This is a genomic window from Mesobacillus boroniphilus, from assembly GCF_018424685.1.
GTDB lineage: Bacteria > Bacillota > Bacilli > Bacillales > Cytobacillaceae > Mesobacillus > Mesobacillus boroniphilus_A.
The window spans coordinates 767,760-792,894 of sequence record NZ_QTKX01000002.1; the positions used below are offsets into that span (position 1 = coordinate 767,760).

Annotated in this window: 29 protein-coding genes; 14 read left to right on the forward strand and 15 right to left on the reverse strand. The window is 41.8% G+C overall.

Going from position 1 to position 25,135, the window contains the following annotated elements:
• Positions 1-163: 163 nt before the first annotated feature.
• Positions 164-421, reverse strand: coding sequence for a hypothetical protein (locus DYI25_RS16615; protein ID WP_213370885.1), 258 nt, complete (start codon positions 419-421; stop codon positions 164-166).
• Between the two features lie 114 nt (positions 422-535).
• Between DYI25_RS16615 and DYI25_RS16620 the strand changes: the two genes are divergently transcribed.
• The 6 genes from DYI25_RS16620 (at position 536) to DYI25_RS16645 (ending at position 6,190) form a co-directional block, all read left to right on the forward strand.
• Complete coding sequence (locus tag DYI25_RS16620) at positions 536-1,102, forward strand: TVP38/TMEM64 family protein (RefSeq protein ID WP_213370887.1); 567 nt, start codon at positions 536-538, stop codon at positions 1,100-1,102.
• Complete coding sequence (locus DYI25_RS16625) at positions 1,103-2,113, forward strand: F510_1955 family glycosylhydrolase (protein ID WP_213370889.1); 1,011 nt, start codon at positions 1,103-1,105, stop codon at positions 2,111-2,113.
• A 357-nt stretch (positions 2,114-2,470) separates the two neighbouring features.
• Positions 2,471-3,049 carry a sulfurtransferase TusA family protein gene (locus DYI25_RS16630; protein ID WP_213370891.1) on the forward strand — a complete coding sequence of 193 codons (579 nt, stop codon included), beginning with the start codon at positions 2,471-2,473 and terminating at the stop codon, positions 3,047-3,049.
• A gap of 12 nt (positions 3,050-3,061) precedes the next feature.
• Positions 3,062-3,451 (forward strand): DsrE/DsrF/DrsH-like family protein, encoded by a 390-nt coding sequence (locus tag DYI25_RS16635; protein ID WP_213370893.1) that lies wholly within the window; start codon positions 3,062-3,064, stop codon positions 3,449-3,451.
• Between the two features lie 28 nt (positions 3,452-3,479).
• Positions 3,480-4,601 carry an MBL fold metallo-hydrolase gene (locus DYI25_RS16640; protein ID WP_213370895.1) on the forward strand — a complete coding sequence of 374 codons (1,122 nt, stop codon included), beginning with the start codon at positions 3,480-3,482 and terminating at the stop codon, positions 4,599-4,601.
• A 155-nt stretch (positions 4,602-4,756) separates the two neighbouring features.
• Complete coding sequence (locus DYI25_RS16645) at positions 4,757-6,190, forward strand: bifunctional metallophosphatase/5'-nucleotidase (RefSeq protein WP_213370897.1); 1,434 nt, start codon at positions 4,757-4,759, stop codon at positions 6,188-6,190.
• Positions 6,191-6,424: 234 nt separating this feature from the next.
• Here the strand turns inward: DYI25_RS16645 and DYI25_RS16650 are convergent, their stop codons facing one another.
• From DYI25_RS16650 to DYI25_RS16680, 7 genes are all read right to left on the reverse strand, one after another.
• Entirely contained in the window at positions 6,425-7,012 is a 588-nt protein-coding gene (locus tag DYI25_RS16650) for a redoxin domain-containing protein (RefSeq protein ID WP_213370900.1), read from the reverse strand.
• A complete protein-coding gene (locus DYI25_RS16655; RefSeq protein WP_213370902.1) occupies positions 7,009-7,620 on the reverse strand; it encodes a hypothetical protein in 612 nt (203 codons plus the stop codon). The genes DYI25_RS16650 and DYI25_RS16655 overlap by 4 nt, the downstream gene beginning before the upstream one ends.
• Positions 7,617-8,030, reverse strand: a complete 414-nt coding sequence (locus DYI25_RS16660) for an OsmC family protein (protein WP_213370904.1) — start codon at positions 8,028-8,030, stop codon at positions 7,617-7,619. Before DYI25_RS16660 ends, DYI25_RS16655 begins: the two co-directional genes overlap by 4 nt.
• A gap of 68 nt (positions 8,031-8,098) precedes the next feature.
• On the reverse strand, positions 8,099-9,166 hold the full coding sequence (locus tag DYI25_RS16665; protein WP_249745485.1) for a sensor histidine kinase: 1,068 nt from the start codon (positions 9,164-9,166) through the stop codon (positions 8,099-8,101).
• Positions 9,153-9,848 (reverse strand): response regulator transcription factor, encoded by a 696-nt coding sequence (locus DYI25_RS16670; RefSeq protein ID WP_342032530.1) that lies wholly within the window; start codon positions 9,846-9,848, stop codon positions 9,153-9,155. The genes DYI25_RS16665 and DYI25_RS16670 overlap by 14 nt, the downstream gene beginning before the upstream one ends.
• A gap of 63 nt (positions 9,849-9,911) precedes the next feature.
• The gene (locus tag DYI25_RS16675) at positions 9,912-10,625 is read right to left on the reverse strand and encodes a cytochrome c biogenesis CcdA family protein (RefSeq protein WP_213370906.1); all 714 of its coding nucleotides are present in this window, start codon (positions 10,623-10,625) and stop codon (positions 9,912-9,914) included.
• Between the two features lie 282 nt (positions 10,626-10,907).
• Complete coding sequence (locus tag DYI25_RS16680; RefSeq protein WP_213370908.1) at positions 10,908-11,093, reverse strand: hypothetical protein; 186 nt, start codon at positions 11,091-11,093, stop codon at positions 10,908-10,910.
• A gap of 42 nt (positions 11,094-11,135) precedes the next feature.
• On the opposite strand from DYI25_RS16680, the gene DYI25_RS16685 reads away from it, so the two are divergent.
• A complete protein-coding gene (locus DYI25_RS16685) occupies positions 11,136-12,038 on the forward strand; it encodes a LysR family transcriptional regulator (RefSeq protein ID WP_213370910.1) in 903 nt (300 codons plus the stop codon).
• Positions 12,039-12,103: 65 nt separating this feature from the next.
• On the opposite strand, the gene DYI25_RS16690 is transcribed toward DYI25_RS16685, so the two are convergent.
• The 6 genes from DYI25_RS16690 to DYI25_RS22630 all read right to left on the reverse strand — a co-directional run bounded on the left by DYI25_RS16690 (position 12,104) and on the right by DYI25_RS22630 (position 17,108).
• On the reverse strand, positions 12,104-13,690 hold the full coding sequence (locus DYI25_RS16690) for a beta-propeller fold lactonase family protein (RefSeq protein ID WP_213370912.1): 1,587 nt from the start codon (positions 13,688-13,690) through the stop codon (positions 12,104-12,106).
• A 29-nt stretch (positions 13,691-13,719) separates the two neighbouring features.
• Positions 13,720-14,331 carry a 4Fe-4S binding protein gene (locus DYI25_RS16695; RefSeq protein ID WP_213370914.1) on the reverse strand — a complete coding sequence of 204 codons (612 nt, stop codon included), beginning with the start codon at positions 14,329-14,331 and terminating at the stop codon, positions 13,720-13,722.
• Between the two features lie 16 nt (positions 14,332-14,347).
• Positions 14,348-14,743 carry a c-type cytochrome gene (locus DYI25_RS22730; protein ID WP_213370916.1) on the reverse strand — a complete coding sequence of 132 codons (396 nt, stop codon included), beginning with the start codon at positions 14,741-14,743 and terminating at the stop codon, positions 14,348-14,350.
• A 94-nt stretch (positions 14,744-14,837) separates the two neighbouring features.
• On the reverse strand, positions 14,838-15,374 hold the full coding sequence (locus tag DYI25_RS16705) for a cbb3-type cytochrome c oxidase subunit II (protein WP_213370918.1): 537 nt from the start codon (positions 15,372-15,374) through the stop codon (positions 14,838-14,840).
• Positions 15,375-15,389: 15 nt separating this feature from the next.
• Positions 15,390-16,763: a cbb3-type cytochrome c oxidase subunit I gene (locus DYI25_RS16710; RefSeq protein ID WP_213370920.1), complete on the reverse strand. Its 1,374-nt coding sequence runs from the start codon at positions 16,761-16,763 to the stop codon at positions 15,390-15,392.
• A 222-nt stretch (positions 16,764-16,985) separates the two neighbouring features.
• Positions 16,986-17,108, reverse strand: a complete 123-nt coding sequence (locus DYI25_RS22630; protein WP_264191041.1) for a hypothetical protein — start codon at positions 17,106-17,108, stop codon at positions 16,986-16,988.
• Between the two features lie 146 nt (positions 17,109-17,254).
• Here DYI25_RS22630 and DYI25_RS22635 point away from each other — a divergent pair, with 146 nt between their 5' ends.
• From DYI25_RS22635 to DYI25_RS16740, 7 genes are all read left to right on the forward strand, one after another.
• Positions 17,255-17,389, forward strand: a complete 135-nt coding sequence (locus DYI25_RS22635) for a hypothetical protein (protein ID WP_274609520.1) — start codon at positions 17,255-17,257, stop codon at positions 17,387-17,389.
• 480 nt (positions 17,390-17,869) lie between these two features.
• Positions 17,870-18,349 (forward strand): DsrE/DsrF/DrsH-like family protein, encoded by a 480-nt coding sequence (locus tag DYI25_RS16715; protein WP_213370922.1) that lies wholly within the window; start codon positions 17,870-17,872, stop codon positions 18,347-18,349.
• Between the two features lie 27 nt (positions 18,350-18,376).
• Positions 18,377-18,955 (forward strand): sulfurtransferase TusA family protein, encoded by a 579-nt coding sequence (locus DYI25_RS16720; RefSeq protein ID WP_213370924.1) that lies wholly within the window; start codon positions 18,377-18,379, stop codon positions 18,953-18,955.
• Between the two features lie 44 nt (positions 18,956-18,999).
• Positions 19,000-20,121: an MBL fold metallo-hydrolase gene (locus DYI25_RS16725; protein ID WP_213370926.1), complete on the forward strand. Its 1,122-nt coding sequence runs from the start codon at positions 19,000-19,002 to the stop codon at positions 20,119-20,121.
• Between the two features lie 75 nt (positions 20,122-20,196).
• Positions 20,197-20,424: a sulfurtransferase TusA family protein gene (locus DYI25_RS16730; RefSeq protein ID WP_023626705.1), complete on the forward strand. Its 228-nt coding sequence runs from the start codon at positions 20,197-20,199 to the stop codon at positions 20,422-20,424.
• Positions 20,425-20,490: 66 nt separating this feature from the next.
• Entirely contained in the window at positions 20,491-21,267 is a 777-nt protein-coding gene (locus DYI25_RS16735; RefSeq protein WP_213370928.1) for a sulfite exporter TauE/SafE family protein, read from the forward strand.
• A 978-nt stretch (positions 21,268-22,245) separates the two neighbouring features.
• Entirely contained in the window at positions 22,246-24,072 is a 1,827-nt protein-coding gene (locus DYI25_RS16740; RefSeq protein WP_213370930.1) for a M6 family metalloprotease domain-containing protein, read from the forward strand.
• 42 nt (positions 24,073-24,114) lie between these two features.
• Here the strand turns inward: DYI25_RS16740 and DYI25_RS16745 are convergent, their stop codons facing one another.
• A complete protein-coding gene (locus tag DYI25_RS16745) occupies positions 24,115-25,005 on the reverse strand; it encodes a diacylglycerol/lipid kinase family protein (RefSeq protein WP_213370932.1) in 891 nt (296 codons plus the stop codon).
• Between the last annotated feature and the right edge of the window lie 130 nt (positions 25,006-25,135).

A 25,135-nucleotide genomic window follows, 5' to 3' on the forward strand; every position in this document is an offset into this window, starting at 1 on the left:
ACTTTATGCTTTGTATGTGCAGTCATATTTATATTCTGCAAAAAAATCAGCTGAAATATAACGGATACATAGAAAAAGGCTCTGATCTTCCCAGAACCTCTTTTTATTGGCAGGCAACATAATTTTATAATATCTTGATTATATGCAGGTATATGCTGAGCTCTCAGTCTAGAATATCCATATGGCTGCCATCCATCATATTAAAGTTCTTGCTTGGCATAGCACCATTTGTTCCATGGCAATCATTGTACATTTGCTTCATTTCTTCATTTGACAGGCCAGGATGCATTTTTTCAATGATAGGCTTCATTTGGCCAAAATTGAATTGGCCTTTACCGTCATTACCTTCTTCTGCAAAAGCTGCTGTACTTGCTCCAAAAATCATTGCTGCGCTAAATATGGTTAACGATAGTTTTTTCATGTTTTGTCAGCTCCTTTCGTTTATACTTAAATCTTAACGAGACAATTTGCAAAAACTTAGCAGAAGCAGTGACAAAGTTATGAATTCTTGAATGACTTTACCGGAGGCTTGTAAATGGCATTATTAGAAACTCTTTCTGGACAGCCGATCTGGCTTGCTATATTGATCAGTCTTACGGTTAGTATCTTTATTTCCATTGCGGGCATTATTCCCAGTGCGTTTGTGACAGCCGCCAATATTATGTATTTTGGATTCTCGGGCGGGCTTGTTATTTCAATCCTCGGCGAAGCAGCCGGAGCGATCATCAGTTTTTTTCTGTATCGAAAAGGAATTAAAATATTGGGTCAAAAAGTCAATATGCAGAAGAGCATAAAGCTTCTGGATCGGCTGAAGAAAACTGCTGGCGTAGAGGCATTTTTGCTAGTGTTTATGTTACGGCTTTTTCCTTTTGCTCCATCCGGCCTAGTGACTCTGGCTGCTTCATACAGCAGAATGGGAGCTCCCTCCTTTATGGTCTCTAGTACAATTGGCAAAATTCCAGCCCTTTTCATCGAGGCGTATTCAGTTCACACTGTACTAGGCTGGAGGACAGAATATCAGCTGGCAACAGCAGTTATTGCGGCTGTCTCTGGAGTCTGTTACTATTATTGGACATCAAAGAGAAAAAACGGAGGACATTAAATGAAACACAGAAAAAAAGGTTTAATAACTGCATTCGCTGCAATAATGATAGTGTTTTCAGGTTGTGCGAACGAAGAGGAAAAGGATCAAAATCAGGCCAAGCCTGCTCCTGCTGAAAATCATGCACAAAATAATGAACAACAGAAATCGAATGAGGATTCCGGGGCTGATTTTATCATAAAGGCAGCACCACAGAAAATTGAGCATATACATGGGATTGGTTACCCTGGAAATGATGATGGGTTATATGTGGCTTCTCACAATGGTTTAAAGATATTCAATAACGGTGAATGGACGGAAACGACGGATGAGAACCATGACTATATGGGGTTTCAGGCTGTTAAAGATGGCTTTTATGCAAGCGGCCATCCAGCAGAGGGTTCGGATTTGAAAAACCCGCTTGGCCTGGTGAAAAGTATCGACAAGGGCAGAACTCTTGAAAAAGTAGCCTTTTACGGGGAAAGTGATTTTCACTTCCTTTCCGCCAGCTACCAGGATCAGATTTTATATCTGATTAACCAGGAAACCAATTCTCAGCTTGAAAGAGGCGTATATGTCTCCAGGGATGGTGCCGAAAGCTGGGAGCCGGTAGAACTGAATGGGCTTGACGCCAATTCACTTGGTATGATGGCTGTTCACCCTCTAAAAGGGGGAACTTTCGCAATGGCTACAAGGGAAGGCGTATACGTAACGGACGACTATGGAAAAACAATGAAGAAAACAGGAAGTTTTGAAATGGTGACAGCTGCGGCCTACTCGAAAGAAGCATTGTATATATCACCAGTCGAACAAGAAAAGATTAAACTAGTCAGACTCAATTCAGACCAGGAGGGAGCAGCTAAAGACCTGACGATTCCAAACCTGAAGTATGATAACCCGATTACTTATATAGCGGCAGACCCTGAGCAGGAAGGCAGGATTGCCTTCATCACTATCCTGAATGATTTATACGAAACCGTGGATGGCGGCAAGACTTGGAAGCAGCTGCTGGTAAACGGCAGAATTGAATAAAAAGAAATAGAGCCACAGCAGGATTGCTGTGGTTTTTGTATTTTTGTGCAGTGACATCTGCTTTGCCAGACACCATTCCCCTGTGGGTACATAGCCTGACGAATCGGGTTAATTGCATTCCATGGATGACGAGAATGGAATACGCCAGTCCAAATCTGACTTATCCAAATACCTATTACGGCAAAAAATAAGGGGGAAACAGCAGCCAATGCAATATGGTTGCTGTTTTTTTATTTTTTATTTTTTTTACAATATACGCATAGTTTTTACCATAGGAGGTATATAAACTAGGGAGTATTTTTTGCAGTATGGATTCCGGAAATTCATAAATACTAATGTGTAGGAAGGGGGATTACTATGTCAATTTCTGCGGATAAAGTACTGGACGCAAAAGGACTTGCGTGCCCGATGCCGATTGTCAAAACAAAAAAAACCATGAATGAGCTGGAGCCTGGACAGGTTATCGAGGTGCAGGCTACGGACAAAGGATCAACAACAGATTTAAAAGCATGGGCTGAAAGTACAGGCAATCAATACCTCGGTACAATCACTGAAGGAGATGTGCTTAAACACTATCTCCGTAAAGCTAGTGAAGATGAACTAACCAATGAATCGCCTCACCCCCACACAGCCACGCTTGAAGAAGTGCTGGCGAAGCTTGAGGGGAATGAAAAAATAACGATTCTCGATGTCAGGGAATCAGCTGAATACGCTTTTGGACATATTCCAAATGCGAAATCAATCCCACTTGGAGAGTTGGAGCAGCGTTTCAATGAACTGAATCCTGAAGAGGATGTCTATATCATCTGCCGCTCTGGCTCAAGAAGTGATATGGCAGCAAAAAAGCTATCTGAAAAAGGATTCAAAAAAACAATTAATGTTGTTTCTGGGATGAAGGACTGGACAGGTCCTACGGAAACCTCAGTTGAAAAATAAGGAGGAACCAAAATGAAAGTAGCTATCATCGCCTCTAACGGCGGAATGTTCGACGCTTACAAAGTATTCAATATCGCGACTGCGGCAGCAGCAACAGACGCAGAAGTAGGAATTTTCTTCACATTCGAAGGTTTGAACCTGATTCATAAGGAAGCTCACAAGCAACTACCTATGCCTGCAGGCACAGAACACTTCCAAGAGGGCTTTGCAAGAGAAAACGTTCCTCCAGTAGAACAACTTGTTGAAATGGCAGCAGAAATGGGAGTCAAAATGATTGCTTGCCAGATGACAATGGACGTTATGTCTCTTCAAAAAGATCAGTTCGTTGAGGGCATTGACGTCGGTGGAGCTGCTTCATTCCTGCACTTTGCAAGCGATGCTAATATTACGCTGACATTCTAAAAAATTAAAACAAAACAGGAGGAAAGAAATGGTAAAGACAATTTCAGCAAAAGAAATAGCGCAAAAAGTCATTAACCATGAAGACCTGTTTATCATTGATGCAAGAAATACTGATGACTTCGATGATTGGAAGATCGAAGGGCGAAATGTAAAAGTCCATAATACGCCGTACTTTGACCTTCTTGAAGGCATCGATCCAATAAAGGATGTTTTGCCTAAAGACCAGGATATTTACGTTGTATGTGCCAAAGGTGGTTCGTCTGAATTTGTTGCCGAACAAATTGAAGAGGCTGGCTATACCAATGTCTATTCCATTGAAGGCGGTATGAAAGCTTGGAGTGAGCATTTAGAGCCTGTGAAAATCGGCGACCTAAAAGGCGGGGGATCTCTTTACCAGTTTGTCCGCATAGGGAAAGGCTGTCTTTCCTATTTAGTCGAATCAAATGGCGAGGCTGCAATCATCGATACAAACCGGATGATTGAACAGTATGAAGAGTTCATGTCAGACAAGGACTTCAAACTTGTTGCCATGCTTGATACACATCTTCATGCTGACCATATTTCCGGTGGAAAGAAGCTTGCTGATAAAGTGGGAGCTAAATATTACCTTCCGCCTAAAGATGCAGAAGAAGTGACATTCCAATATGAACCTCTTCAGGATGGCGATCAAATCAACGTTGGAAACACTATAATCCGCGCAGTGTACTCTCCAGGACATACAATCGGAAGTACCTCTTTCATCATAGATGATCAATATTTACTGACTGGTGACATTCTGTTCATCGACTCAATCGGACGCCCTGACCTTGCCGGTTTGGCTCAAGACTGGGTAGGCGACTTGAGGAATACTTTATACAAACGATATAAGGAACTAGCTGATGAACTACTTGTCCTGCCAGCCCACTATATGGGAATCGATGAGATGAATGATGACGGAAGCGTTTCAGAAAAGCTTGGTGTCCTTTACGCCGAGAACCATGGTTTGCAAATCGACAGCGAAGATACGTTCAGGAAGACTGTAACCGAGAACCTTCCGCCGCAGCCAAACTCCTACCAGGAAATCAGGCAGATGAATATGGGTAAAATCAACCCGGACATCGATGAACAGCGGGAAATGGAAATCGGGCCAAATCGATGCGCAGTAAGGTAAATAGAAAAGCGAAAGCGCTCAGATGGACATTTTAAGAAAGGGGTACCTTATCAAGGTACTCCTTTTGTATATAAAGCTAATAAGGCTTTTTCCATAAGTTTCATGCAAATCAGGATGCTTATGGAAACAGCTTTAACAATAGAGGAGAGGATACTATGACGAAGTTGACGATTATCCAGCAAAATGATACTCATGGGAGCCTAGAACTCCATCATGAACTATTTTGGAAAGATAACAAACCTAAACTCCGCAAAACAGGTGGATTTCCGAGGATTGCAAAGTATATCAAAGATCTTAAATCACAAACTGAAAATATTTTATTCCTGGATGGAGGAGACCTGTTTCATGGGACGCTCCCTTTAGTTGCTTCCAAGGGAGAAGCGATTTTGCCAGGATTGCAGAAATTGGAGCTCGATGGCTGGGTCCCTGGAAACTGGGATTTTGCCTACGGGAAGGAGCAGTTGTCTTCACTGGTTGAAGCATTGCCCTTTCCGACTATCGCTTGCAACGTAAGGGATCAGAATACGAATGAGACATTCATGAAACCCTTAATCATTAAAGAATTTGAAGGTGTCAAGGTAGGTGTCATTGGACTGACTTATCCATATGTCGATGAGACTATGCCTGAAAGCTTTTCTAAAGGCCTTGCATTTTCAAGAGGTGTGGAAGAGACTCGTGATTGTGTCGAAGAGTTAAAAGGCAAAGTGGATCTTATTGTATTGTTGAGCCATATGGGACTCCCTCTTGATGTCGAGCTGACAACCCTTGTCGATGGCGTTGATATCGTTTTATCGGGACACAGCCATGACAGGGTTGAAGAACCGATTACCGTCAATGGTGCACTTGTTGTTCAGGCTGGTTCCAGTGCATCATTCCTTGGAAAACTTGAAATCACCTTTCAAGGCGGAAAAATGGAAGACTATCAATACGAATTGGTGACAATTGACGAAAGCATCCCTGAGGATGAGGAAATGGCGGGAATCATTGATGATATATTGGAGCCATACAGTAAGGAGCGGGATAATGTCGTCGGCAAGACGGAGTCTATTTTACACAGAATGACCTTGAATGAAGCACCTATGGATCAGCTGATCACTGATTCATATCTGTATGCGTTTGATGACTGCGATCTGGCGTTTTCACATGGGTGGAGGTACGGTACCCCGGTCCCTGCAGGGGATATAACAGAGTATAATCTGCATACCATCATCCCTACGAACCCTGAAATTTTCACACTCAAAATGACCGGAGAGCACCTGATGAACGCCCTGGAGAAGAATTTGGAGATGGTGTTCTCAAGAGACCCGTTTAAGCAAAAAGGCGGATATATTTTAAGGTCCTCTGGATTATTCATGTCACTTAAGTCATACAATCCGGAAGGAAACAGGATTCAAAAGCTGCTCATCGGTGGTCAGGAAATCGATCTGAAAAAGAAATACAAGATTGCAGGGGCAGGCAAGCAGCTATTCAAAGGCGCAGAAACTGATAAAACCTACCATGGTGCACATGCAGTTGATGTTATTAAGCGATTTTTAAAAGAAAATGGAACATTCAAAGCTGATGGAGAACAAAGAATACTGAGTACCTAAAACCCCTCAGTTTGATGGATATTTCGAAGGCAAAGCACAGGCAAAATGTCCAAGGAAGAGGGTTTAATGGACATTTTGAAGGAGAAGCAGCGCCGAAATGTCTAAGAAAAAGGGTTTAATAGACATTTTGAAGGCGAAGCAAGGCCAAAATGTCCAAGAAAAGTGTTTAATGGACATTTCAGAGGCGAAGCAAATCTAAGCAAAAAAAGTCACGGCCCCGGCCGCGACTTTTTCTTATTTAACCCCAGTTAGTTCCTTCATCATTTTCTCATCCATAGGGCCAACAATTTTCTTTGTAATCACACCGTTTTCATCGAGGATGTAGCTTGTTGGAATGGTGAAAGCCTGATAGGTCGTACCGACGACACCTTCTTCATCTAAAGGAATAGGGAATGTTAATCCATATTCGCCAACGAATTTTTGGACTTCATCAGCGCCTTTATCCATATTTGTCAGGTTGACTGCAATGATTTCAACGCCATTGTCCTTGTTTTCTTCATAGAAATTCTGCATGTGCGGCATTTCGGCTTTACATGGAGGACACCATGTTGCCCAGAAGTTAAGGATGACCTTTTTGCCTCGGAGCTCAGAAAGTTTAATTGTTTCTCCATCAAGAGTGTTCAACTCAAAATCAGGAGCCTCTGCTCCTTCACGCAAAGAAGAAAGCTTCGCGCCTGGAATATCTTCTGTTGTTTCTACAGATTCTCCTGCTGGAGCTGTTGTGTTCTTCTCGCTTTCTGTTGATCCCGGTTTCCAGATATTCACGACAAGAATGACGACAGCCAGTGCTAAAATCGCGAATGATAAAAGATTTTTATTCAATGCTGAATTTCCTCCTTATTTAAACGCTGAAAAATGATTAAGTAAACTCCGAGTGCGAAGATCAGCAGGTTCTCCACTGCGAGCAAATCGGAAAACAGGCTAAGTATTAGTGCTTCGAGCATCAGGAACAATATTGCATACTCCATAGTAAGCTTAATGTTTTTTAAATAAAACAAAATGAAGCCTATCATTAGGACAGCCTGTATCGCAGCGGCGAGGAAGTCCTGTGAGAACGCAAATAACCCTGTCCAATACAGTAAAAAGAATATAAAGTACGCAGGGATATATTCTTCTGGTGTGATGGTGCTCCCCTTTGCCCTTGATAGCCAATATAAATAGATGGCGATTCCCAGGAAAGCAAGGATCTGACCTGCGGTACCTCCATTAAAATAAAGGAGGGATAAGGGGGTGTCAAGGAACATTTTAAAATTAAAGACTGCATAGCTTAACTTGTATATCGCTATGTAGATAAAGAAGCTGTTCCAAAACCAATCATCGATACTCTTTTTCTCCCTGGCCCGGTAAATCAAGGCTCCGATAAAAATGGCAGCAAACGCTGCCAGCAAATCTGCAGGCAGTGTGAATCTGCCGAAAGTTATATAGTTCAAGCAACATCACCTTTTTTTGGCTGGTCTGGCGTAAATTCAATCTGATAACGGACATCTATACTTCCGATAACAGATTGAATCATGCCGCAATTTTTCAGGACAAGTCGGGCAAGCTTATCAGCTTGGTCTGCCTTATCCACTGTGTCAGTCTGGACGCTTACATTGAATATCAATTGTTCGATCCGTAGTGCCTCTTCTGGATCCCTCGTTGCTGACACTCGTACGTCAATTCTTTTATAGTCTATTCTCTTCTTGGTAAGAATATTTGCGAGCACCGAGGTACTGCATCCTGTTAAAGAGGATACGAACAGTTCCATAGGCCTGTAGCCCATCTCAGTATTCGGAGATATTGGCAGGAATCCATATTCAAGCTGACCAATCAGTTTTTCGTTATAGTAGGTAAATTCCATCACAATCGCTCCTTTTGTACGAAAACAGTCTTTATCAACGAGTATGTGATCGTATTGTTAAGGAATGATTAAGATTTGCGGTGGATTGGAATCGTTACCCAAAATGAGTGATTATGCCCATCTGTATCAACGCCGATTTCACCTTGATGGGCGTCAATGATGCTTTTGGCGATGGCAAGTCCAAGTCCTGCACCATCAGCTTTTGTGCTGCGGGATTCTTCAAGCCTGTAAAATCGTTCGAAAATGAGTTCTTTCATCTCCGGATCAATGTATTTTCCTTTATGGGAAAAAGTAATTTTGTATACCTTACCATCAGGCTGTGCTGTTATTGAAAGGTCCCCGCCAGTATCATACTCTATGATATTTTGCAGCAGATTGGACATGACTTGCTTTAAGCCGTCTGCATGGCCAAAAATGGTAGCGTATTCTATATGCTGGCTGAATGTTTCGAATTTGTTGGATAGCTTCAGCTGAAAGGCTGCCAGTGATTCTGCCATGACTTGTTTAATATCAGTTACTTCAAACTGTTTCTCAAGGAAGTAAACCTCTTTATTCCAAGTGTCAATCTCGGCGATCAGGTCGACAATCCTTGTAATCCGATTGGATTCCTCCAAAAGAGAACCGAACAGCTCGCGTTCTCCTGTCAATACACCGTTATGGAGGGCTTCAAGGTAGCCGTTGATATTCGTTAACGGGGTCCTCAACTCATGGGCGATATCCCGGAGCATTTCCTCACGCCGTGTTTGTACCACAGATAGTGTTTCCGTCATGGCATTAAAATTCGTTACAAGCTCTCCCAATTCTCCGCTTGCAGTGATATCTATCTTCGAAGGGATTTTGCCTTCTTTTATTTGGTTTGCGGCCACAGCCATCGATTTAACTGGATTCACGATCCGCTTTACTGAAAAATAATGTAAAAGTCCGGCCATGATAAATGCAATCACGCTAACTTTGATTAGGAATGAATTCAATGTTTCAACCAGCTGCGTTCCTGTCACCTGTTCATTATTGACTAGAAAGCAGGCGTAATCCTTCACGGATATCCCTGCAAGCATGATGACAAGCAGGATGACTATGCTGTTGATTGCCACAAGCTTAGATAGTAACAAGTCCGCCATGCTTTTAATTCGCCGCAAATTTATACCCCATTCCTCTTACGGTCTGAATATAATCTTTGGGCGTTTTTCCTTTTATTTTTTCCCGGAGATTCTTGATATGGACGTCAATGGTCCGCTCTGTGACGGCTTTTTCGTTATTTTCATAGATTGTGTCGAGTATTTGTGCCCTCGAAAGGATTTGCCCCGGATGCTGCATGAACATATGAAGCAGCCTGAACTCAAAATTGGTCAAATCGATTGGTTCGCCATCGACCATTGCCTGCCCTTTTGCCGGCTTGATTGTAAGACCTGTAAAAGTCAATTTACCGCATCGGCTTGCGGTCCTTCGTAACACCGCTTCAATCCTGACCATCAGCTCAGCCGGGCTGAATGGTTTTACGACATAATCATCTGCGCCTAGCTTGAAGCCTTCGATCCTGCTTTTTTCAGAAGCCTTTGCGGTTAGCATGATGACAGGCATCATGCTTTCCAGGTCATTGCGAAGCCAGCGGCAAATCTCTTCACCGTTTTTGCCGGGGAGCATCAGGTCAAGAATCAGGATGCATGGATCATATTTTTCAATCATTTCCTGGGCGACAACCCCGTTGTCAGCTTCTAGCACCTCATAGCCTTCATTCGTCAAATAAATTTTAACAAGTGTGCGGATTTTAGGGTCATCTTCAACAACCAGTACACTTTTGCCGATCAGTTCTTTCTTCACTTGATAGGTCACTCCTTAACACTGACTTGCATCAACTTATTGAAAAAGCTATACAGCAGGTTCTTAAACTCCAAATAAGCTGTAAGCAGACAGCCAGGCACTGATTTTCTGCATTTGCCCGGAAAGGACAAGGAAGCCCATTCCTACCATTATCATACCATTCACCAGAGCTAGCTTAGAAAGATATTTGTTGATCTTCTTGATTGCTTTTAATGAATAAGAAATGACAAAAGATATGATAAGGAAAGGAACGGCCATTCCAAGAGAATAAGAAGTCAGCAGGTACATTCCCTGGTATAAAGTATCGGAAGAACTCGCCAAAAGCAGGATGGAGGAGAGTGCAAGTCCGACACAAGGTGACCATCCGCTGGCAAACGCCATCCCTAGGAACACAGAACTGAATGCACCTTTCGGCTTTGTTTCGGAATGCACCTTCTTTTCCATCATCAGAAATTTAATGTTCAGCAAGCCGGCCATCTGCAGGCCGAAGATGATGATCAGCAAACCAGCAATTTGCATCACAATTGTCCGGTAGTTTGCAAAAGCCTGTCCCAGGAACGATGCCGAGGCACCCATGACAATAAAAATCAAGCTAAAACCGACAATGAATCCAAATGAACGGATAAAAAGGGTTGCACGATCCACAGCTACTTTAGTTCCCTCGATTTTCCCGCCAGTTAAATGTGTTATGTAAGCTGGGAGGAGAGGGAACACGCAAGGGGAGAAAAATGATAAAATTCCAGCAGTAAAAGCAAAAAATAATCCGATTTCTGTCATTATAAATATTCACTCCTTTTCTGTTATCTATCTTGTGATGTTTTTGTTAAGGATTAATTAAGGTTCTTGAAATTATACCCCTAATGGTATATTATTTTATAATTGTATTATTACTGTAGAAAACTTTCAAATTAAATCTCTCACTTTTGCAGGTTGTGATGATTATTTCTTTTGATTGCTAGTATACTGTTTCAAGAAAAAAAATAAAACCTAGGAGATTTCCTAGGTTTTACATTTAAAATTTTACATCTTCAAATTAAACCCTCTGTGGTATAATGCAAATTAATGGTTTAAGTTTCTTCTGATCCCGAAAAAAGTGAACAGGGAAACAGTGGATAAGATGGCCAGAGAGGCGATTTCAAATTTAACATCACGATATGTTACGGATTCATCCTTGGTAAAGTACATCAGACCGAAAATAAATGCAGACAATACGATAACGGTTACGACGATCTCTACTTTTTTCATTTTATTCCCTCCAATTCTATAGTATAAAGGGGTGCGATCATATTGAATTTAGAACATTTAAAGACATTCATTGCTGCTGCTAAATATGAGAGCTTCTCCCAGGCAGGGAAGATGCTGAATCTTTCTCAGCCAGCCGTCAGTCATCAAATCAGCCAGTTAGAGGCTTATTATAATAAACAGTTGTTCATCAGGTCCAATCGCAAAATCAAATTATCAGAGGCAGGCAAAACACTATTTGAACACGGCCAGCATTTGATAGCATTGAATGAGAAGCTGGAAAACCTTATGGCAGAAGGCGATTCCAGTCAATCCATCAAGATTGGCTGCAGCAATACGATCGGCGAATGTCTGATCTCTAAAATGGTTCAAGATTTCATAAAGTTGAATCCTGATATAACAAGCAACCAAATCCAAATCACCATCGGAACCTCTGTGCATATAACGGATTTGCTTTATGCTTCTGATATCGACCTTGCTCTTGTCGAGGGACAAGCTGGCCGATATGACTTTATTTCTCATGAGTTCTATGATGACTTGCTCGTTCTCGGTGTTTCTCCTCAGCTTAGGATTGACCCCTCCGACCAGAAGCCCTCAAAGCTTGAAGAAATGACTTGGCTGATTCGCGAGCCAGGCTGCGCGATGAGGCAGGCAACTCTCGATTTATGGAATGGATTAAATATCAAGCCGAAATCGGTCCTTGTTTATAATAGCAACACGCTAATCAAAGAGGGTGTGAAAAATGGGCTTGGTGTTGCTGTCTTTTCCAAGCTGGCAATCTGCCCTGAAGTTCAATCTCGGCAGCTCATTGTCAGTCCTTTCATAGACAGGAACCGTTATCGTCCATTCTACCTGTTAAGGAAGGATAAACAGTTTAAATCCAATCTTCATGAGAGATTATGGAACTATATAAGAAACTTAGATGAAAATCCTAATGCTTCTTGTTAAAGAGGCATTAGGATTTTTTGTTATGGCCCATTCAAGAGAATGGCGTGGCCGAGCAAGCTTTTCTCTTATTCTTTATCCATATTTTGTTTAGAAAGTTCGAGCTCAAGTTCAGTTTGAATTGAAAGAGATTTATGCTCATCAGAAGCAAGATAATCGATGATTTGCTGTCTTTGTTCATCGGTCATTTTTGCCCCGTTCCCTTTCATGCGGTCTACAACCGATGTCCATGCCTCTGCACCTTTACTGTTGTTTCTCATGATTCGTCCGATATCATGGCAAGTCAGGCATGTGCCAAGGAATGCTTCTTCATTGACATTTCTTGCTTCCGGAAAAACAAGTGTTGAAGCTTTCTTGATTTTGTTTGCTTCTTCCTCATTGCCTTTCTGGTGAGCGAGAAGCTGATCTTTAGGAACATTCGTCTTGATCGCGATTCCGTTTGGATTCAAACCAACAGGAATTGTCTGTCTGAAATCCTTCTTTTTCGTCAAATCAATTTTAGTGAGTGTTTTATCTCCCCAGTTAGAACCGAACATCATGCTTCCATCTGGACTCCATGCGAGCCAGTGGATGTTTTGGACGCCCCAAATCTTTCTTACAATTTTATAATTATCTTCTGGATCAAGGACAGTTAAGAAACCAGCACCGTTTTGGGAAGTATACCAGTATCCATCCGGACCAAGGTAAGGGATGTTTGTTCCAGCGCCAGTCTTAATTGTTTTGACAAGCTTTAACTTTTCGGTATCAATAATGGAAATTGATCCATCATTACGGTTACCGGTGACGAGGTCATAGGTGTTACCCATGAAGCTTACGTTAACCGGTTTAGGAATATCCCCGATTTTCTTGAGCAGTTTCTCAGTCTCTGCATCATAAATAGCAACTTCATTGTCCGCTGTATTTGAAACAGCAACATACTTTCCATCATTTGACATATCAAGACCAGAGCCTGTTCCTTTTCCATAATCAGTCTCTGTTCTTTCAAGGTATCTTGTTTCACCAGTTTCAATGTCAATGACTGTAATGAAAGATTCTGCCTGCAAGCTGACAAACAACTTTTTGCCATCAGGCGTGACGTTTAAATCCCTTGGTTTTTTCCCTACATCTTTAAAAACTTTCACTAATTTAGCAGTGGTGGCATCGATCATACCAACTGCGCCAACGCCATTCAGTGAAGTAAAGGCGTATTTGCCATCATGCGAGAATGTCAGGTGCTGTGGAGCAGGAGCGTCCTCAAAGCCTGGGAAATTGATGTCATGAGACTCGAGTGTCTCCATATTGATGGCTAAAACGCTTGTTCCGTAACGCTGTGTCGCAAAAGCCCATGTCTGCTCTTTGTTCAAATGAACATGGTGGGGAGTACCTGAGCTTTGAAAGTATTTAACCACGTTTCCAGTTTTGATATCGGCGATGGCAACTCCATTACTAACTTCGTTGGCTGACAGGATCCAGCCTTCACCATTCCAGTCCATATTGGTATCTGCGTTTCCGTTTGGCTGATCCTTCCACCAGTTAGATGAATAGTCTTCATGGATCGGTGGAAGATCCTTATTGTTTACATCATCTAGGGATACATTCTTTACTGCCGCTTCGGAGCAGGCAGTAAGTGATACCGACAGAAGCGCGAATGCTGATAGTTTCAAGATTTTATTCATTTATGTTCTCACCTCACTTTGTTTTTAAATTAGAACCATCCAACAAGCAGGACTAGCACAAGGGCAGTTGTTGTACCCCATGTAATCCATACTCCTGGATGTGTAAGCCATTGAGTTTTGTCATCTACGCGTGAAATGCCCTGGGCAAGTCCGTATGGGCAAACCTTACAGAATGAGTTCCTTGCCTTGTAAGATAAAGCTGTATATAGAACAGCTGTTGAAGTTACAAGGAAGAAGTATTTGTTCATTTCAAAGTTAACGAGTGATTCCCAGATCGTTATAGGATTGTAAAAGTAACTTACTGTCGCGTAAGCCATGAAGAAGCTTACAACCAGGGCCAGCAGGAATGTTACTGCCTTGCCTTTATCACCTAGTTTTGCTTCAATCTTGTTCAAAAGCATGCTGAACGTATTGTGCGGGCAAGCATACTGGCAAAACGCTCTGTACACGATCATTGATAGTGCCAGGAAAGCCATCAGGAACAAGAATAAGAAAACGAAAAATAGATAGCCAGCTTCATAGGATAATTCGAAGCCGAATAAGAACAGCTTTTCGTTGTCGATATCCATCCTGAAGCCGTTCCAGAACGGCAGAGTGAAAATAATGATAAAAAATGCCCATCTTGTTATAGTTTTACCCACGAGAATCCTCCTTTCCTTATCTGTAGTCCTTTAAGTATTCATAGACCATGTCGATTTCTTTTTCGGTATAAAGATGACCGATAGCTGGCATTGAGTTACGGCCTTTTTTGATGACATTTTTAATGTCTTCCTCAGGCATCCTGTCTGTTACCCCGCTTAGGTCAGGTGCTGCACCAGTGGCGTGGCAGCTCAGGCAAGTGCCTTCAAAAATAAGCTCTCCTTTATTATCCTGTGGAGCAGCAGCAGGTTCGACTGCAAGCTTACCAGGCATGAAGATCGCATATCCGATTGCCCAGATTGCTACAACATAAAATACAACGACCAAAAGCTTTGGCACCTTGTTATGCTCAATCTTAATGTCAGATACGATATCCGCTTCTTTACTTTCATGTTGTTGATATTCCTTTTTCACTTTCTTCCACCTGCCTTTTAATCCTGTTAATAAGATGAAATCCTTCCCCTAAACCCGGGGGCTTAAGGAAAGGGATGTTAATTATCAAGGAATCTTAATTGTGGTTTTTCGCTTCGCTCATTTCCTTTTTATACTCTTCCAATCTTTCTTCAGTTGGCTTGAGGCTCATCAAATAGGCGACAAGATCATCAAGTTCCTGATTAGATAAATAATCGAAAGAAGGCATGATTGTTCCAGGGCTTGTAGATTGAGGATCAATCAAGTGCTGGCGCTGCCAGTCTTCGTTATATTTCAAGCCAACCCACATCAAATCCGGGCCAGTACGGTTAGATCCCAATAGATGTGGTAAATCATATTTATAATCTCCGCCCTTAGTAACTGGACCTAGATTTTGATTCGTATCAGCAGGCAATGCTCTGACGAATTGTGTATGGCAAGTCTGGCAGCCGTTTTGGATATAAATTTCTCTTCCTCTTGCTTCAGCAGAATCCTCTGGGTAATTGCGAAGCTCACCGCTTGCAGTTGCAGAGTTGATTTCCTGGTCGAAGAGGGGAAGGATGACCGTTCCGGCTACACCGAAAGTCCATAGAATTAAAGCAACGATTAATACAGCTGATGGTTTACGTTCCAACGTTTTCCCTCCTCATTAAGCAGAAGCAGCTTGCTGCTGTGCTTGCTGTTTTTTCTCAAGTTTTGCAAGTTTAATAGTTTTATACATGTTCCATGCCAGGAAGAATTGAGCTACATACATCATCGTTCCACCGATTGCGCGGCCTTGTACGTAAGGTTCCATCATCAATACAGTCTGCAAGAATGGAACGCCTTCGATCCATGCGAATCCTTGGACAACTCCTGCGATCCACAATGAGAATGCGAATACTAAGAAACCGACAGTAGAGAACCAGAAGTGAGCTTCCATTGCTCTCTTGCTGAACATTTCGCGTCCAACGATTTTAGGCAGGATGTAATAGATTGCTGCGAAAGATGTGAAAGAGAACGCACCGAATGGTCCCATATGTGCATGCCCAACAGTCCAGTGAGTGAACTTAATGACTGAACTTACAGATGGAAGGGCTTGCAAAGGTCCCTGAAGACATGCGAATAGGTAAAAAATCGTACCCGCTACTGTGAAACGAAGCGGTACACTCGTTCTTGTTTGTGACCAAGAACCTTTCATTGTTCCCCAGAAGTTGGCTAGAACTGCCCAAACCGGGATCAATAGAACGATTGAAGGAATAACCCCAGCTTTTGAGATCCAGCCTGGGATCGGTCCATTCATCAAGTGGTGAGGACCATTCCATACATAGAAAGTAGCGATTGCCCAGAAACCAATCATTGATAACTGGTGGCTGTATAAAGGTCGTCCAGTCAATTTAGGCAGCAAGTAGTAAATCTGTCCAACACCGACTGTTGTCATCCAAAGGCCGATTGCGTTATGTCCAAGGAACCAACCCATCAAACCTTGCTGTACTCCACTTGGAATCCATTGAGCCGGGAAGTTCCCGACAATCCAAGTCAATGGCAGCCATAGCAATGAGCCAAGGAAATACCAAAGGCTGACATAAAGCATTTTTTCTTGGCGGCGTCCAACTGTCTTGAAAAGGTTATAAGCTACAAGTCCAATTGCGACAAGAAGCTGAACGTCAACCCATAGTGGGAATTCTCCATACTCGATTACCTCGGTTTGGCCAAAAAGCAATGCGAAGAAACCTTCTAAAATAACAACGTTATAAAATACTAGAGCGAAATTCCCAAGCTTTTCGCTATAAACCTTTGTTTTAGCAAGCTTTGGAATCATGTAGAACATTGAGCCTACATAAGCCATTGATAACCACGCGTAGATGACGAGCATTACGTGTGCCGAGCGAACATGCCCGTAAGTGAACCAGCGATTGTTCAACAATTCTGGCCAAATTTGTTTTGTTGCAGTAAGAAGTCCCATGCTCATGCCGATGATGATCCAGAAGACAGCAGCGATGAACCAGTTCTTGGAAGAACTCCATTTTTCGTCTGTAAACATTTTGACACTCCCTTGTTCATAAAATAAACACAAATATTTCACAATTTCTTCACAATCTGCTATGTTACATGATACATCCCATAGAGAAATAAAGTTATTCAAGTTTTTTATGGTGTTATCCAATTGTTTTATACTAGCTTTCTAACTGGAAAAAAACCTGGTTTAATTACAATTTTGCCAAAAAAAAACAGAACGAAAAGATTTCGCTCTGTCAGGTGATTTCTAATTTTGTTCTTCTTTTTTATTATACTTTTTGCGTAATGTATCAAGGACGAAGATAATCAGGATAGGCACTCCGATATAATAAAGAAAATCGAAGTAAAAACCCAGGGATTGATGTTCCATTTGTCTACCTCCCAAAATATTTTGAACACATTGTAATCCCAAAGGTTTTTTTTTACAACCCCCTGAAATATACTCTGGACGGTTTCGGAGAATTCTGTTAGAGTAATTCGATAGTATAAGACAATTTTAAAAAAGGAGGTGCAGTTATGGTACCTGGAGCTTGGCTATTACTCATGGTTATGTTCGCATTCACTGCTTCAGCAGGAATGATCTGGGCCTGGAGCAAGAAAAACAGGCTTTACGATGAAAGTGTAAAATATAGGATGCTTGATGAAGATTGATCAAGCCTGGATCACAATCTTTACAATCTGCTAATTATAAAGATTTATTAACCCAGGCTTTTATTTTCTTTTTACTTTTCCACTATTACTTCTTCTATTAAATTTACTAGTTTATCGCTTATTGATTCACTACCTTTCTTATCCTTTTCTTATCCCAGAAAACTTTTTCTTCTATTAAATAATGTTACCAACTGCAGTTCTTCTCATTTTTCCTTTCGACTCCCATTCCAATTCCTATCAACAATTTCAAAAAGAAAACATATGATGTAAATATCCGCGTCAATCACTGTTCTTTTAAGGTTGGAAATAATCAAGATTAAAAAAGTCATAAAAAATTCATAATTACGGTTGACAAAAGGAGCGATCTCTAATAATATATACCCTGTAAGGTATTAAACAACGTATACAACGTAGAAAAGATATTATATTTTTTTGCAGTTATAAATACCCGTTACCGTAATTAAGAGGGGGAGAGAGATAATGGGAGAACAGAAGAAAACTACGATTATTTTATTCAGTGGAGATTATGACAAAGTCATGGCTGCTTATATCATTGCTAATGGTGCAGCTGCCTATGATCATGAAGTGACAATTTTCCACACGTTTTGGGGCTTGAATGCTCTAAGGAAAGATGAGCCGATCCAGGCTGACAAAGGCTTCATTGAAAAGATGTTTGCTAAGATGATGCCAAGAGGCGCTAACAAATTAGGATTGTCAAAAATGAACTTTGCAGGTTTTGGCCCTAAGATGATCAAAGATGTAATGAAAAAGCACAATGCTATGCCGCTTCCAGACTTGATTGACATGGCAAAAGAACAGGATGTAAAACTTGTTGCCTGTCAAATGACAGTAGACTTATTTGGCCTTACGCAAGAAGAAATCATGGATGGCGTAGAGTTTGCTGGTGTAGCAGCTTACCTGGCTGATGCAGAAGACGGAAACGTCAACCTGTTCATCTAATAGATACTAATAATTGGAGGTCGACCAATGGAAACTGTTAAAACAAATGCAACAGTCGACGCAAAAGGGCTTGCTTGCCCAATGCCGATTGTCCGAACTAAAAAAGCAATCAACAATTTAAATCCGGGCGAGGTTTTAGAGGTGCTCGCAACGGATAAAGGTTCTAGAGCAGATATCCAGGCATGGTCTAAAAGCTCTGGCAACCAATATCTTGGAACCATTGAAGAAGGCGAAGTTCTTAAACACTATATCCGTAAAGGCGGTTCAGGTGAAGAACAGGAAGAAACAAAATATCCAAATATTGTTTCAAACGACGATGTTGTAAATAAGCTTGAAGCAAATGAGGATGTTGTTGTCCTTGATGTAAGAGAGCCAGCTGAATATGCTTTCGGACATATCCCAAATGCAATTTCAATTCCTTTTGGTGATCTTGAAAATCGTGTGGCTGAACTTGATAAGTCTAAAACAATCCTCGTTGTTTGCCGCACAGGCAACAGAAGTGATATGGCTTCCCAGGCACTTGTAAGCAAAGGTTTTGAAAAGGTCTGGAATGTTGTTCCAGGTATGTCTGAATGGAATGGACCAACTGAAACAAAAGTACAATAATTCTTTTTTTTGAAAAAAGTATACCCAGGGAGGTAAAGTAGATTATGAAAGCAATGACGTCTAAAGAAGTAACGAAAAAAGTATTCAATAAAGAACCATTTTTCATCCTTGATGTCCGTAACGAGAGCGACTTCAATGACTGGAAAATCGAAGGAGAAAACTTCGATTACTTGAACATCCCTTACTTCGATCTCCTTGATGGAGTAGAAGAGATCCTTGATAAAGTACCTACTGATAAAGAAGTTCTTGTTGTATGTGCAAAAGAAGGTTCTTCAGTAATGGTTGCTGAATTGCTTGAAGAAGCAGGCCGAGAAGTGTCTTATCTTCAAGGCGGCATGAAAGCGTGGAGTGAACACCTAGAGCCTGTCAAGGTTGGCGATCTTAAGGATGGCGGATCAATGTACCAGTTCGTCCGTATCGGAAAAGGCTGCCTATCTTATGCAGTCGTTTCAAACGGTGAAGCTGCTTTTATCGACGCTACAAGAATGACTGATGTGTATCTTGATTTCGCCAAAGAGCTTGGCGTAGAAATCAAGCATGTATTCGATACACACCTGCACGCAGACCATATTTCCGGCGGCAGAAAAATTGCTGAAGCAACAGGCGCAACATACTGGCTGCCTCCAAAAGATGCTGATGAAGTAACATTCAACTACCAGCCTCTAGAAGATGGCAACAATGTAAAAATCGGTGACACAAACATCGACATCAATGCACTATACACTCCAGGCCACACAATCGGTTCTACTTCCTTTGTGGTAGATGAAAAATATCTTCTTTCCGGGGATATACTATTCATTGACTCAATTGGACGCCCTGACCTGGCTGGTAAAGCAGAAGACTGGGTAGCAGACCTGAGAAACTCTCTTTACACTCGTTACAAGCAGCTTTCTGATGAGCTTGTCGTTCTTCCTGCACACTTCATGATCATCGACGAATTGAATGAAGATGGCAGCGTATCTGAAAAATTAGGTACACTATTCGCGAAAAACCACGGATTGAACATCGAAGACGAAGCTGAATTCCGCAGACTTGTAACTGAGAATCTGCCGCCGCAGCCAAATGCATACCAGGAGATTCGTGAAACAAACATGGGTAAAATCAGCCCTGATGATGAGAAGCAAAGAGAAATGGAAATCGGGCCTAACCGCTGTGCGGTAAGATAAATTCCTACAGGGACTTAGCTCCCCTGATCACATTCGAAAAATACAACTTTTTATACAACCAAGGAGGATTTTAACATGAACGTAGCAAAAGTATTAGACGCAAAAGGACTAGCTTGTCCAATGCCAATCGTCAAAACTAAAAAGGCAATCACTGACCTTCAATCTGGAGAAGTACTAGAAATCCATACAACTGATAAAGGCGCTGTAAAAGATCTTGCAGCTTGGGCGCAGTCTACTGGTAATGAACTTCTAAAGCACGAAGAAGAAAACGGAGTGTTCAAGTTCTGGATGAAGAAGGCGTAATTAAACGAAGGGGGAGCTTGTCTCCCTTTTCTTTTGCTTTAAGTTAACGATAAAGGAGGAAGCCAGATGGATTTTACTTTTTTGGTCGTCATATTTTTAATCGGTTTTATTGGTTCTTATATTTCCGGGATGGTTGGAATCGGCGGTTCAATCATTAAATACCCTATGTTATTATACATTCCGCCATTGTTTGGAATTGCGGCGTTCAGTGCCCATGAGGTATCAGGAATTAGTGCTGTACAGGTATTCTTCGCTACAATCGGTGGTGTCTGGGCATATCGTAAAGGCGGGTACTTAAACAAAACATTGATCATCTATATGGGTTCCGCGATTCTTGTTGGGTCATTAATCGGAAGCTACGGCTCTGGATTCTTGTCCGAAGGCGGCATCAACCTCGTTTATGGTATTTTGGCATTAATTGCAGCAATCATGATGTTTGTTCCGAAGAAGGGCGTAGATGATATCCCGCTTGACCAGGTTACTTTCAATAAATGGCTAGCAGCATCCTTCGCTTTCGTCGTCGGGATAGGAGCAGGTATCGTAGGTGCAGCAGGAGCATTCCTACTTGTGCCAATCATGCTAGTTGTCCTGAAGATCCCAACTAGAATGACAATTGCTACTTCATTAGCAATCACGTTCATTTCTTCCATAGGATCCACAGTAGGTAAAATTGCCACTGGCCAGGTAGAATTTTGGCCAGCATTGATCATGGTAGTTGCCAGCCTAATCGCATCGCCAATGGGTGCAAATGCTGGTAAGAAAGTGAATACTAAGGTTCTTCAGTACATCCTCGCATTCTTGATCTTAGGTACTGCAATCAAGATTTGGATGGATATCTTGTAAGGGCATTTTTAAACAAGACTTCGCTTCGCGGAGTCTTGTTTGTTTGAGCTAAACTTACTACTAGTTTCGGGGAGGTACGAGGAATGCTCTCTTAAAATTGAGCAGAATTCAGAAAGGTTTGGAGGAGGTTGCGGGCGAGTTGTCAAGAAACCACCGTTATTTTGACAGGTTTCAAGAGGAAAGCACCAAAGTTGTCAAGAAACCATTGTTATTCAGACAGCTTTTAAGGTGAAGAGGCAAAAGCTGTCAAGAATCCACCGTTATTTTGACAGGTTTCAAGAGGAAAGCCCCAAAGCTGTCAAGAAACGGTCGTTATTTTGACAGGTTTCAAGAGAAAAGCCTCAAAGCTGTCAAGAAACGGTCGTTATTATGACAGGTTTCAACAGGAAAGCCTCAAAGCTGTCAAGAAACCATCGTTATTTTGACAGGTTTCAAGGGGAAAGCCCCAAAGCTGTCAAGAAACCACCGTTATTTTGACAGGTTTCAAGAGAAAAGCCTCAAAGCTGTCAAGAAACGGTCGTTATTTTGACAGGTTTCAAGAGGAAAGCCCCAAAGCTGTCAAGAAACCACCGTTATTTTGACAGGTTTCAAGAGGAAAGCCCCAAAGCTGTCGAGAAACCACCGTTATTTTTACAGGTTTTAAGAGGAAAGCACCAAAGTTGTCAAGAAACCATGGTTATTCAGACAGCTTTTAAGGTGAAGAGGGAAAGCTGTCAAAGAATCCTTTGGAATTCAGACAGGTTCGAAGGAATTGCGCGAAATGATGTCCTAAAAAATTATGTTGGCAGTCTCTTGACCGTTTGCTTTTCAGTTATTTAATATTAATGGATTATTATGGTAATATAGTTACTTTTGTCGTAATTTAAGTCTTTCGAAGCACAGTAAAACCTATCAAATAAGCCATTATCCCTATTTAGAATATACTGAATATTTTATATTATTTAGTAAATAGAAATATTCTAATAGGGAGTGAACAGTGTGTTAAAAGTCCTTTCAACTTCTGCGCTTTCTCTTGCTTTAGCAGGTAGTGCAGTATTTGCGGGAGTCAGCCCAACTGATTCTGCAGTAAAACCACAAAGTAAATATGAATTAAGCCTTGCGCATCATGTAGGTGCTACTCCTGAGTTGGTTGATAGAGCCAAGGAATTAGGAATTGATATTTCTAAGGTTGATCCTGCTGAAAAGATTGCACAAACTGGAGCGAAATTCCAGCAGCCAGGAGATAAACATGTTGCTTATAAAGAAGCAACTGGTGATATTCCGGTACTCGTTCTTCTGGCTAAGTACAAAGATGGTGACGAGCCGATTGGGGACATGTCAGGGCAAGTTCCTGCGGAATATTATGAGGATTTAATTTTTGGTGAAGAATATAATCCTTACGAGCTGCCACAATTCCAAAAGTACGATGGCGATGATGTTCCTAAAGACCGTACGATGCAAAATGCTTACAAAGAATCAAGTTACGGAAAAACGAATTTGGTTCGCAAAGAGAACACTGAATTCGTGTGGGTCGAGTTGCCAAAGGGTGCCTCTTACTATCTTGATCAGGAAGGTACTTATGCAGAAGGCGGAGTATATAAGCTTGGAAACGTAAACGGCGATGCCCATACAGGCGAATTCATCCGAGATCTGTTAAAAGCAGCGGATGATCAAGTAGACTTTTCTAAATATGCTGATGAAGATGGTAATGTTCCAAACGTCTTCGTCGTCCACGAAGGAACAGGTGCTGAATACAGCCGTGACCCAGGCCAGTTCTGGTCTCACAAATGGAGCTTGCTAAGCGCGCTTTACTATGGCAAATACTATGAAACTGGCAAAACAGCAGCTCAATACGAAGGAATTAGCGTTAATGAATGGATTAACAAAACAGTTGCAGAAGAAATGACGTACGATGGAGTAGTCGTAAACAACTACAACATTCAGCCAGGAATCGGCGGTAACGTAGCTGGTTTTGATGCAGCAACAAACACTTATAAAGAAGAAGCGAAAACGGGTCCATTCCCAGTACAGACTGGTGTTTATGCGCACGAATTTGGACATGCACTAGGCCTGCCAGATTTCTATGATACACTCTACTCATCTGAAGGTGTAGGAAACTACTCTCTGATGTCTGGTGGTTCTTGGATGCGTTATCCTAATAAGCCTGAATACGGTGGAAACTCTCCAACCCACTTCGATCCGTTCTCAAAGATTTTCTTAGGCTGGGCAAATCCAATCGAAGTTAAGCCAGGCGAGGTAAGGGAAATCACATTACCAGCTGCAAACAAAGCAACTGCTGATAACGGAATCGTTAAAATGGAAGTTCCAGGTTCAAACGGTACAGAATACTTCCTGTTTGAAAATATGCAGCAGGATGGCTTTAACAAGGGTATGATCCGTCAGGGAGAAAACGCACATGGTCTAGTTGCATGGCATGTCGACGAAAATGTCATCAACCTTTACCAGACAGCTGGCTTCCGTCCGAACAATGTTGAAAACTGGATGAACAAGCGCTTCCAGTACAACCAGTCACAGACTGCAAGCAATGGTGATGTGGTGACACACTATGGATTGTCTGTTCTTCAGGCAGATGGCTTGTATGATCTAGAGAAGAACGTAAACCGCGGGGATGCAGGTGACTTCTTCAAGACTGGCAGCAAAATCACTCCAGTAAGTGGCAATGTTCACACAGGTTCTTACTACTTCTGGAAAGGCTTTAGCGAAACACCTGCAGATTCTGGAATCCATGTAACTGGCATCAAGGAAAACGCAGATGGATCAATCACGGCTAAATTCTTCTACAACTTTAATTCAAGTGTAAAATAAGGCAAAAACCTGAGCTGGACAAAGTCCCTGCTCAGGTTTTTTCTATTTATTATTTCCTTGTACAAAAATTTCTAAATGACTGGGCAGGACTTTTGCATTGAATGGCAATGGTTCACCTTCTTCACCATCGATATTCACCACATGGCGCTTATCGGAGGAAACGTTCAGAAAGGAGGTGCAAAAATACTCTACTTCTTCACTCTCCTCCAATTCACCCTTTAAAAGCGAAGGGATGAGTGTGGCGATCTTCGGCACGGACATTTTTTTGATCATAAAAACATGCAATTTTCCATCATTCACGTTTGCTTCAGGTGCAAGATCTTCGAATCCGCCAACAGAATTGGTCAGCGCTGCAAGCAGCAGGAAGGTCTGGCCTTCCCATGTTCCGCTTTCGTGTTCGGCAGATACATCGATTGTTTCTGCACTTAAGAATGATTTAGCCCCTTCCATAAAATAAGCAAGTGAACCAAGTCTTGTTTTTAATTCAGGGCTTACACTGTAAGAAGCTTCTGCAATCGCCCCGACTGCTATTACATTAGCGAAGTAATTCTCATTGATTTTACCTATATCCACAGAACGTAGGTTTTGCTCATCCAGAATCGAAATGGCTTCATATGGTTCCAGCGGTATATTGAGTGCCCTGGCAAAATCATTGATGGTACCAAGTGGTATGATGCCAAGTGCAGGCCGGTGAGCTTGTTCAGCAAGACCGTTTATAACCTCATTGATTGTCCCATCTCCTCCCATGGCAATGACCGCATCATATAAAGCCACGCAGGCTTCAGTAGCAAAAGCGGCTGCATCGCCTTCTTTTTCCGTTTTCCGGATATCTATATCATCATATTGTTCCCGTAAGGTTTCATCTATTTTTTCAGCGTAATCATTCGCTTTTTCTTTTCCGGATGATGGATTCAAAATAATCATGGCTTTCATCCACAATAACCTCCCGCAATCTCGATTCAAAACACCAGTTTATTCACAATCCCTATTATTTACCTTTAAATGAACCACTATAAACCGCGTTCAATTGTAGTTGAAATCCTCCTAAAGGTTTACCAACTGA

Coding starts and splice junctions, on each gene's coding strand:
- DYI25_RS16615 (WP_213370885.1), bottom strand. CDS start 421: ATGAAAAAACTATCGTTAACCATATTTAGCGCAGCAATGATTTTTGGA.
- DYI25_RS16620 (WP_213370887.1), top strand. CDS start 536: ATGGCATTATTAGAAACTCTTTCTGGACAGCCGATCTGGCTTGCTATA.
- DYI25_RS16625 (WP_213370889.1), top strand. CDS start 1,103: ATGAAACACAGAAAAAAAGGTTTAATAACTGCATTCGCTGCAATAATG.
- DYI25_RS16630 (WP_213370891.1), top strand. CDS start 2,471: ATGTCAATTTCTGCGGATAAAGTACTGGACGCAAAAGGACTTGCGTGC.
- DYI25_RS16635 (WP_213370893.1), top strand. CDS start 3,062: ATGAAAGTAGCTATCATCGCCTCTAACGGCGGAATGTTCGACGCTTAC.
- DYI25_RS16640 (WP_213370895.1), top strand. CDS start 3,480: ATGGTAAAGACAATTTCAGCAAAAGAAATAGCGCAAAAAGTCATTAAC.
- DYI25_RS16645 (WP_213370897.1), top strand. CDS start 4,757: ATGACGAAGTTGACGATTATCCAGCAAAATGATACTCATGGGAGCCTA.
- DYI25_RS16660 (WP_213370904.1), bottom strand. CDS start 8,030: ATGGAATTTACCTACTATAACGAAAAACTGATTGGTCAGCTTGAATAT.
- DYI25_RS16675 (WP_213370906.1), bottom strand. CDS start 10,625: ATGACAGAAATCGGATTATTTTTTGCTTTTACTGCTGGAATTTTATCA.
- DYI25_RS16680 (WP_213370908.1), bottom strand. CDS start 11,093: ATGAAAAAAGTAGAGATCGTCGTAACCGTTATCGTATTGTCTGCATTT.
- DYI25_RS16690 (WP_213370912.1), bottom strand. CDS start 13,690: ATGAATAAAATCTTGAAACTATCAGCATTCGCGCTTCTGTCGGTATCA.
- DYI25_RS16710 (WP_213370920.1), bottom strand. CDS start 16,763: ATGTTTACAGACGAAAAATGGAGTTCTTCCAAGAACTGGTTCATCGCT.
- DYI25_RS22630 (WP_264191041.1), bottom strand. CDS start 17,108: ATGGAACATCAATCCCTGGGTTTTTACTTCGATTTTCTTTATTATATC.
- DYI25_RS22635 (WP_274609520.1), top strand. CDS start 17,255: ATGGTACCTGGAGCTTGGCTATTACTCATGGTTATGTTCGCATTCACT.
- DYI25_RS16715 (WP_213370922.1), top strand. CDS start 17,870: ATGGGAGAACAGAAGAAAACTACGATTATTTTATTCAGTGGAGATTAT.
- DYI25_RS16720 (WP_213370924.1), top strand. CDS start 18,377: ATGGAAACTGTTAAAACAAATGCAACAGTCGACGCAAAAGGGCTTGCT.
- DYI25_RS16725 (WP_213370926.1), top strand. CDS start 19,000: ATGAAAGCAATGACGTCTAAAGAAGTAACGAAAAAAGTATTCAATAAA.
- DYI25_RS16730 (WP_023626705.1), top strand. CDS start 20,197: ATGAACGTAGCAAAAGTATTAGACGCAAAAGGACTAGCTTGTCCAATG.
- DYI25_RS16735 (WP_213370928.1), top strand. CDS start 20,491: ATGGATTTTACTTTTTTGGTCGTCATATTTTTAATCGGTTTTATTGGT.
- DYI25_RS16745 (WP_213370932.1), bottom strand. CDS start 25,005: ATGAAAGCCATGATTATTTTGAATCCATCATCCGGAAAAGAAAAAGCG.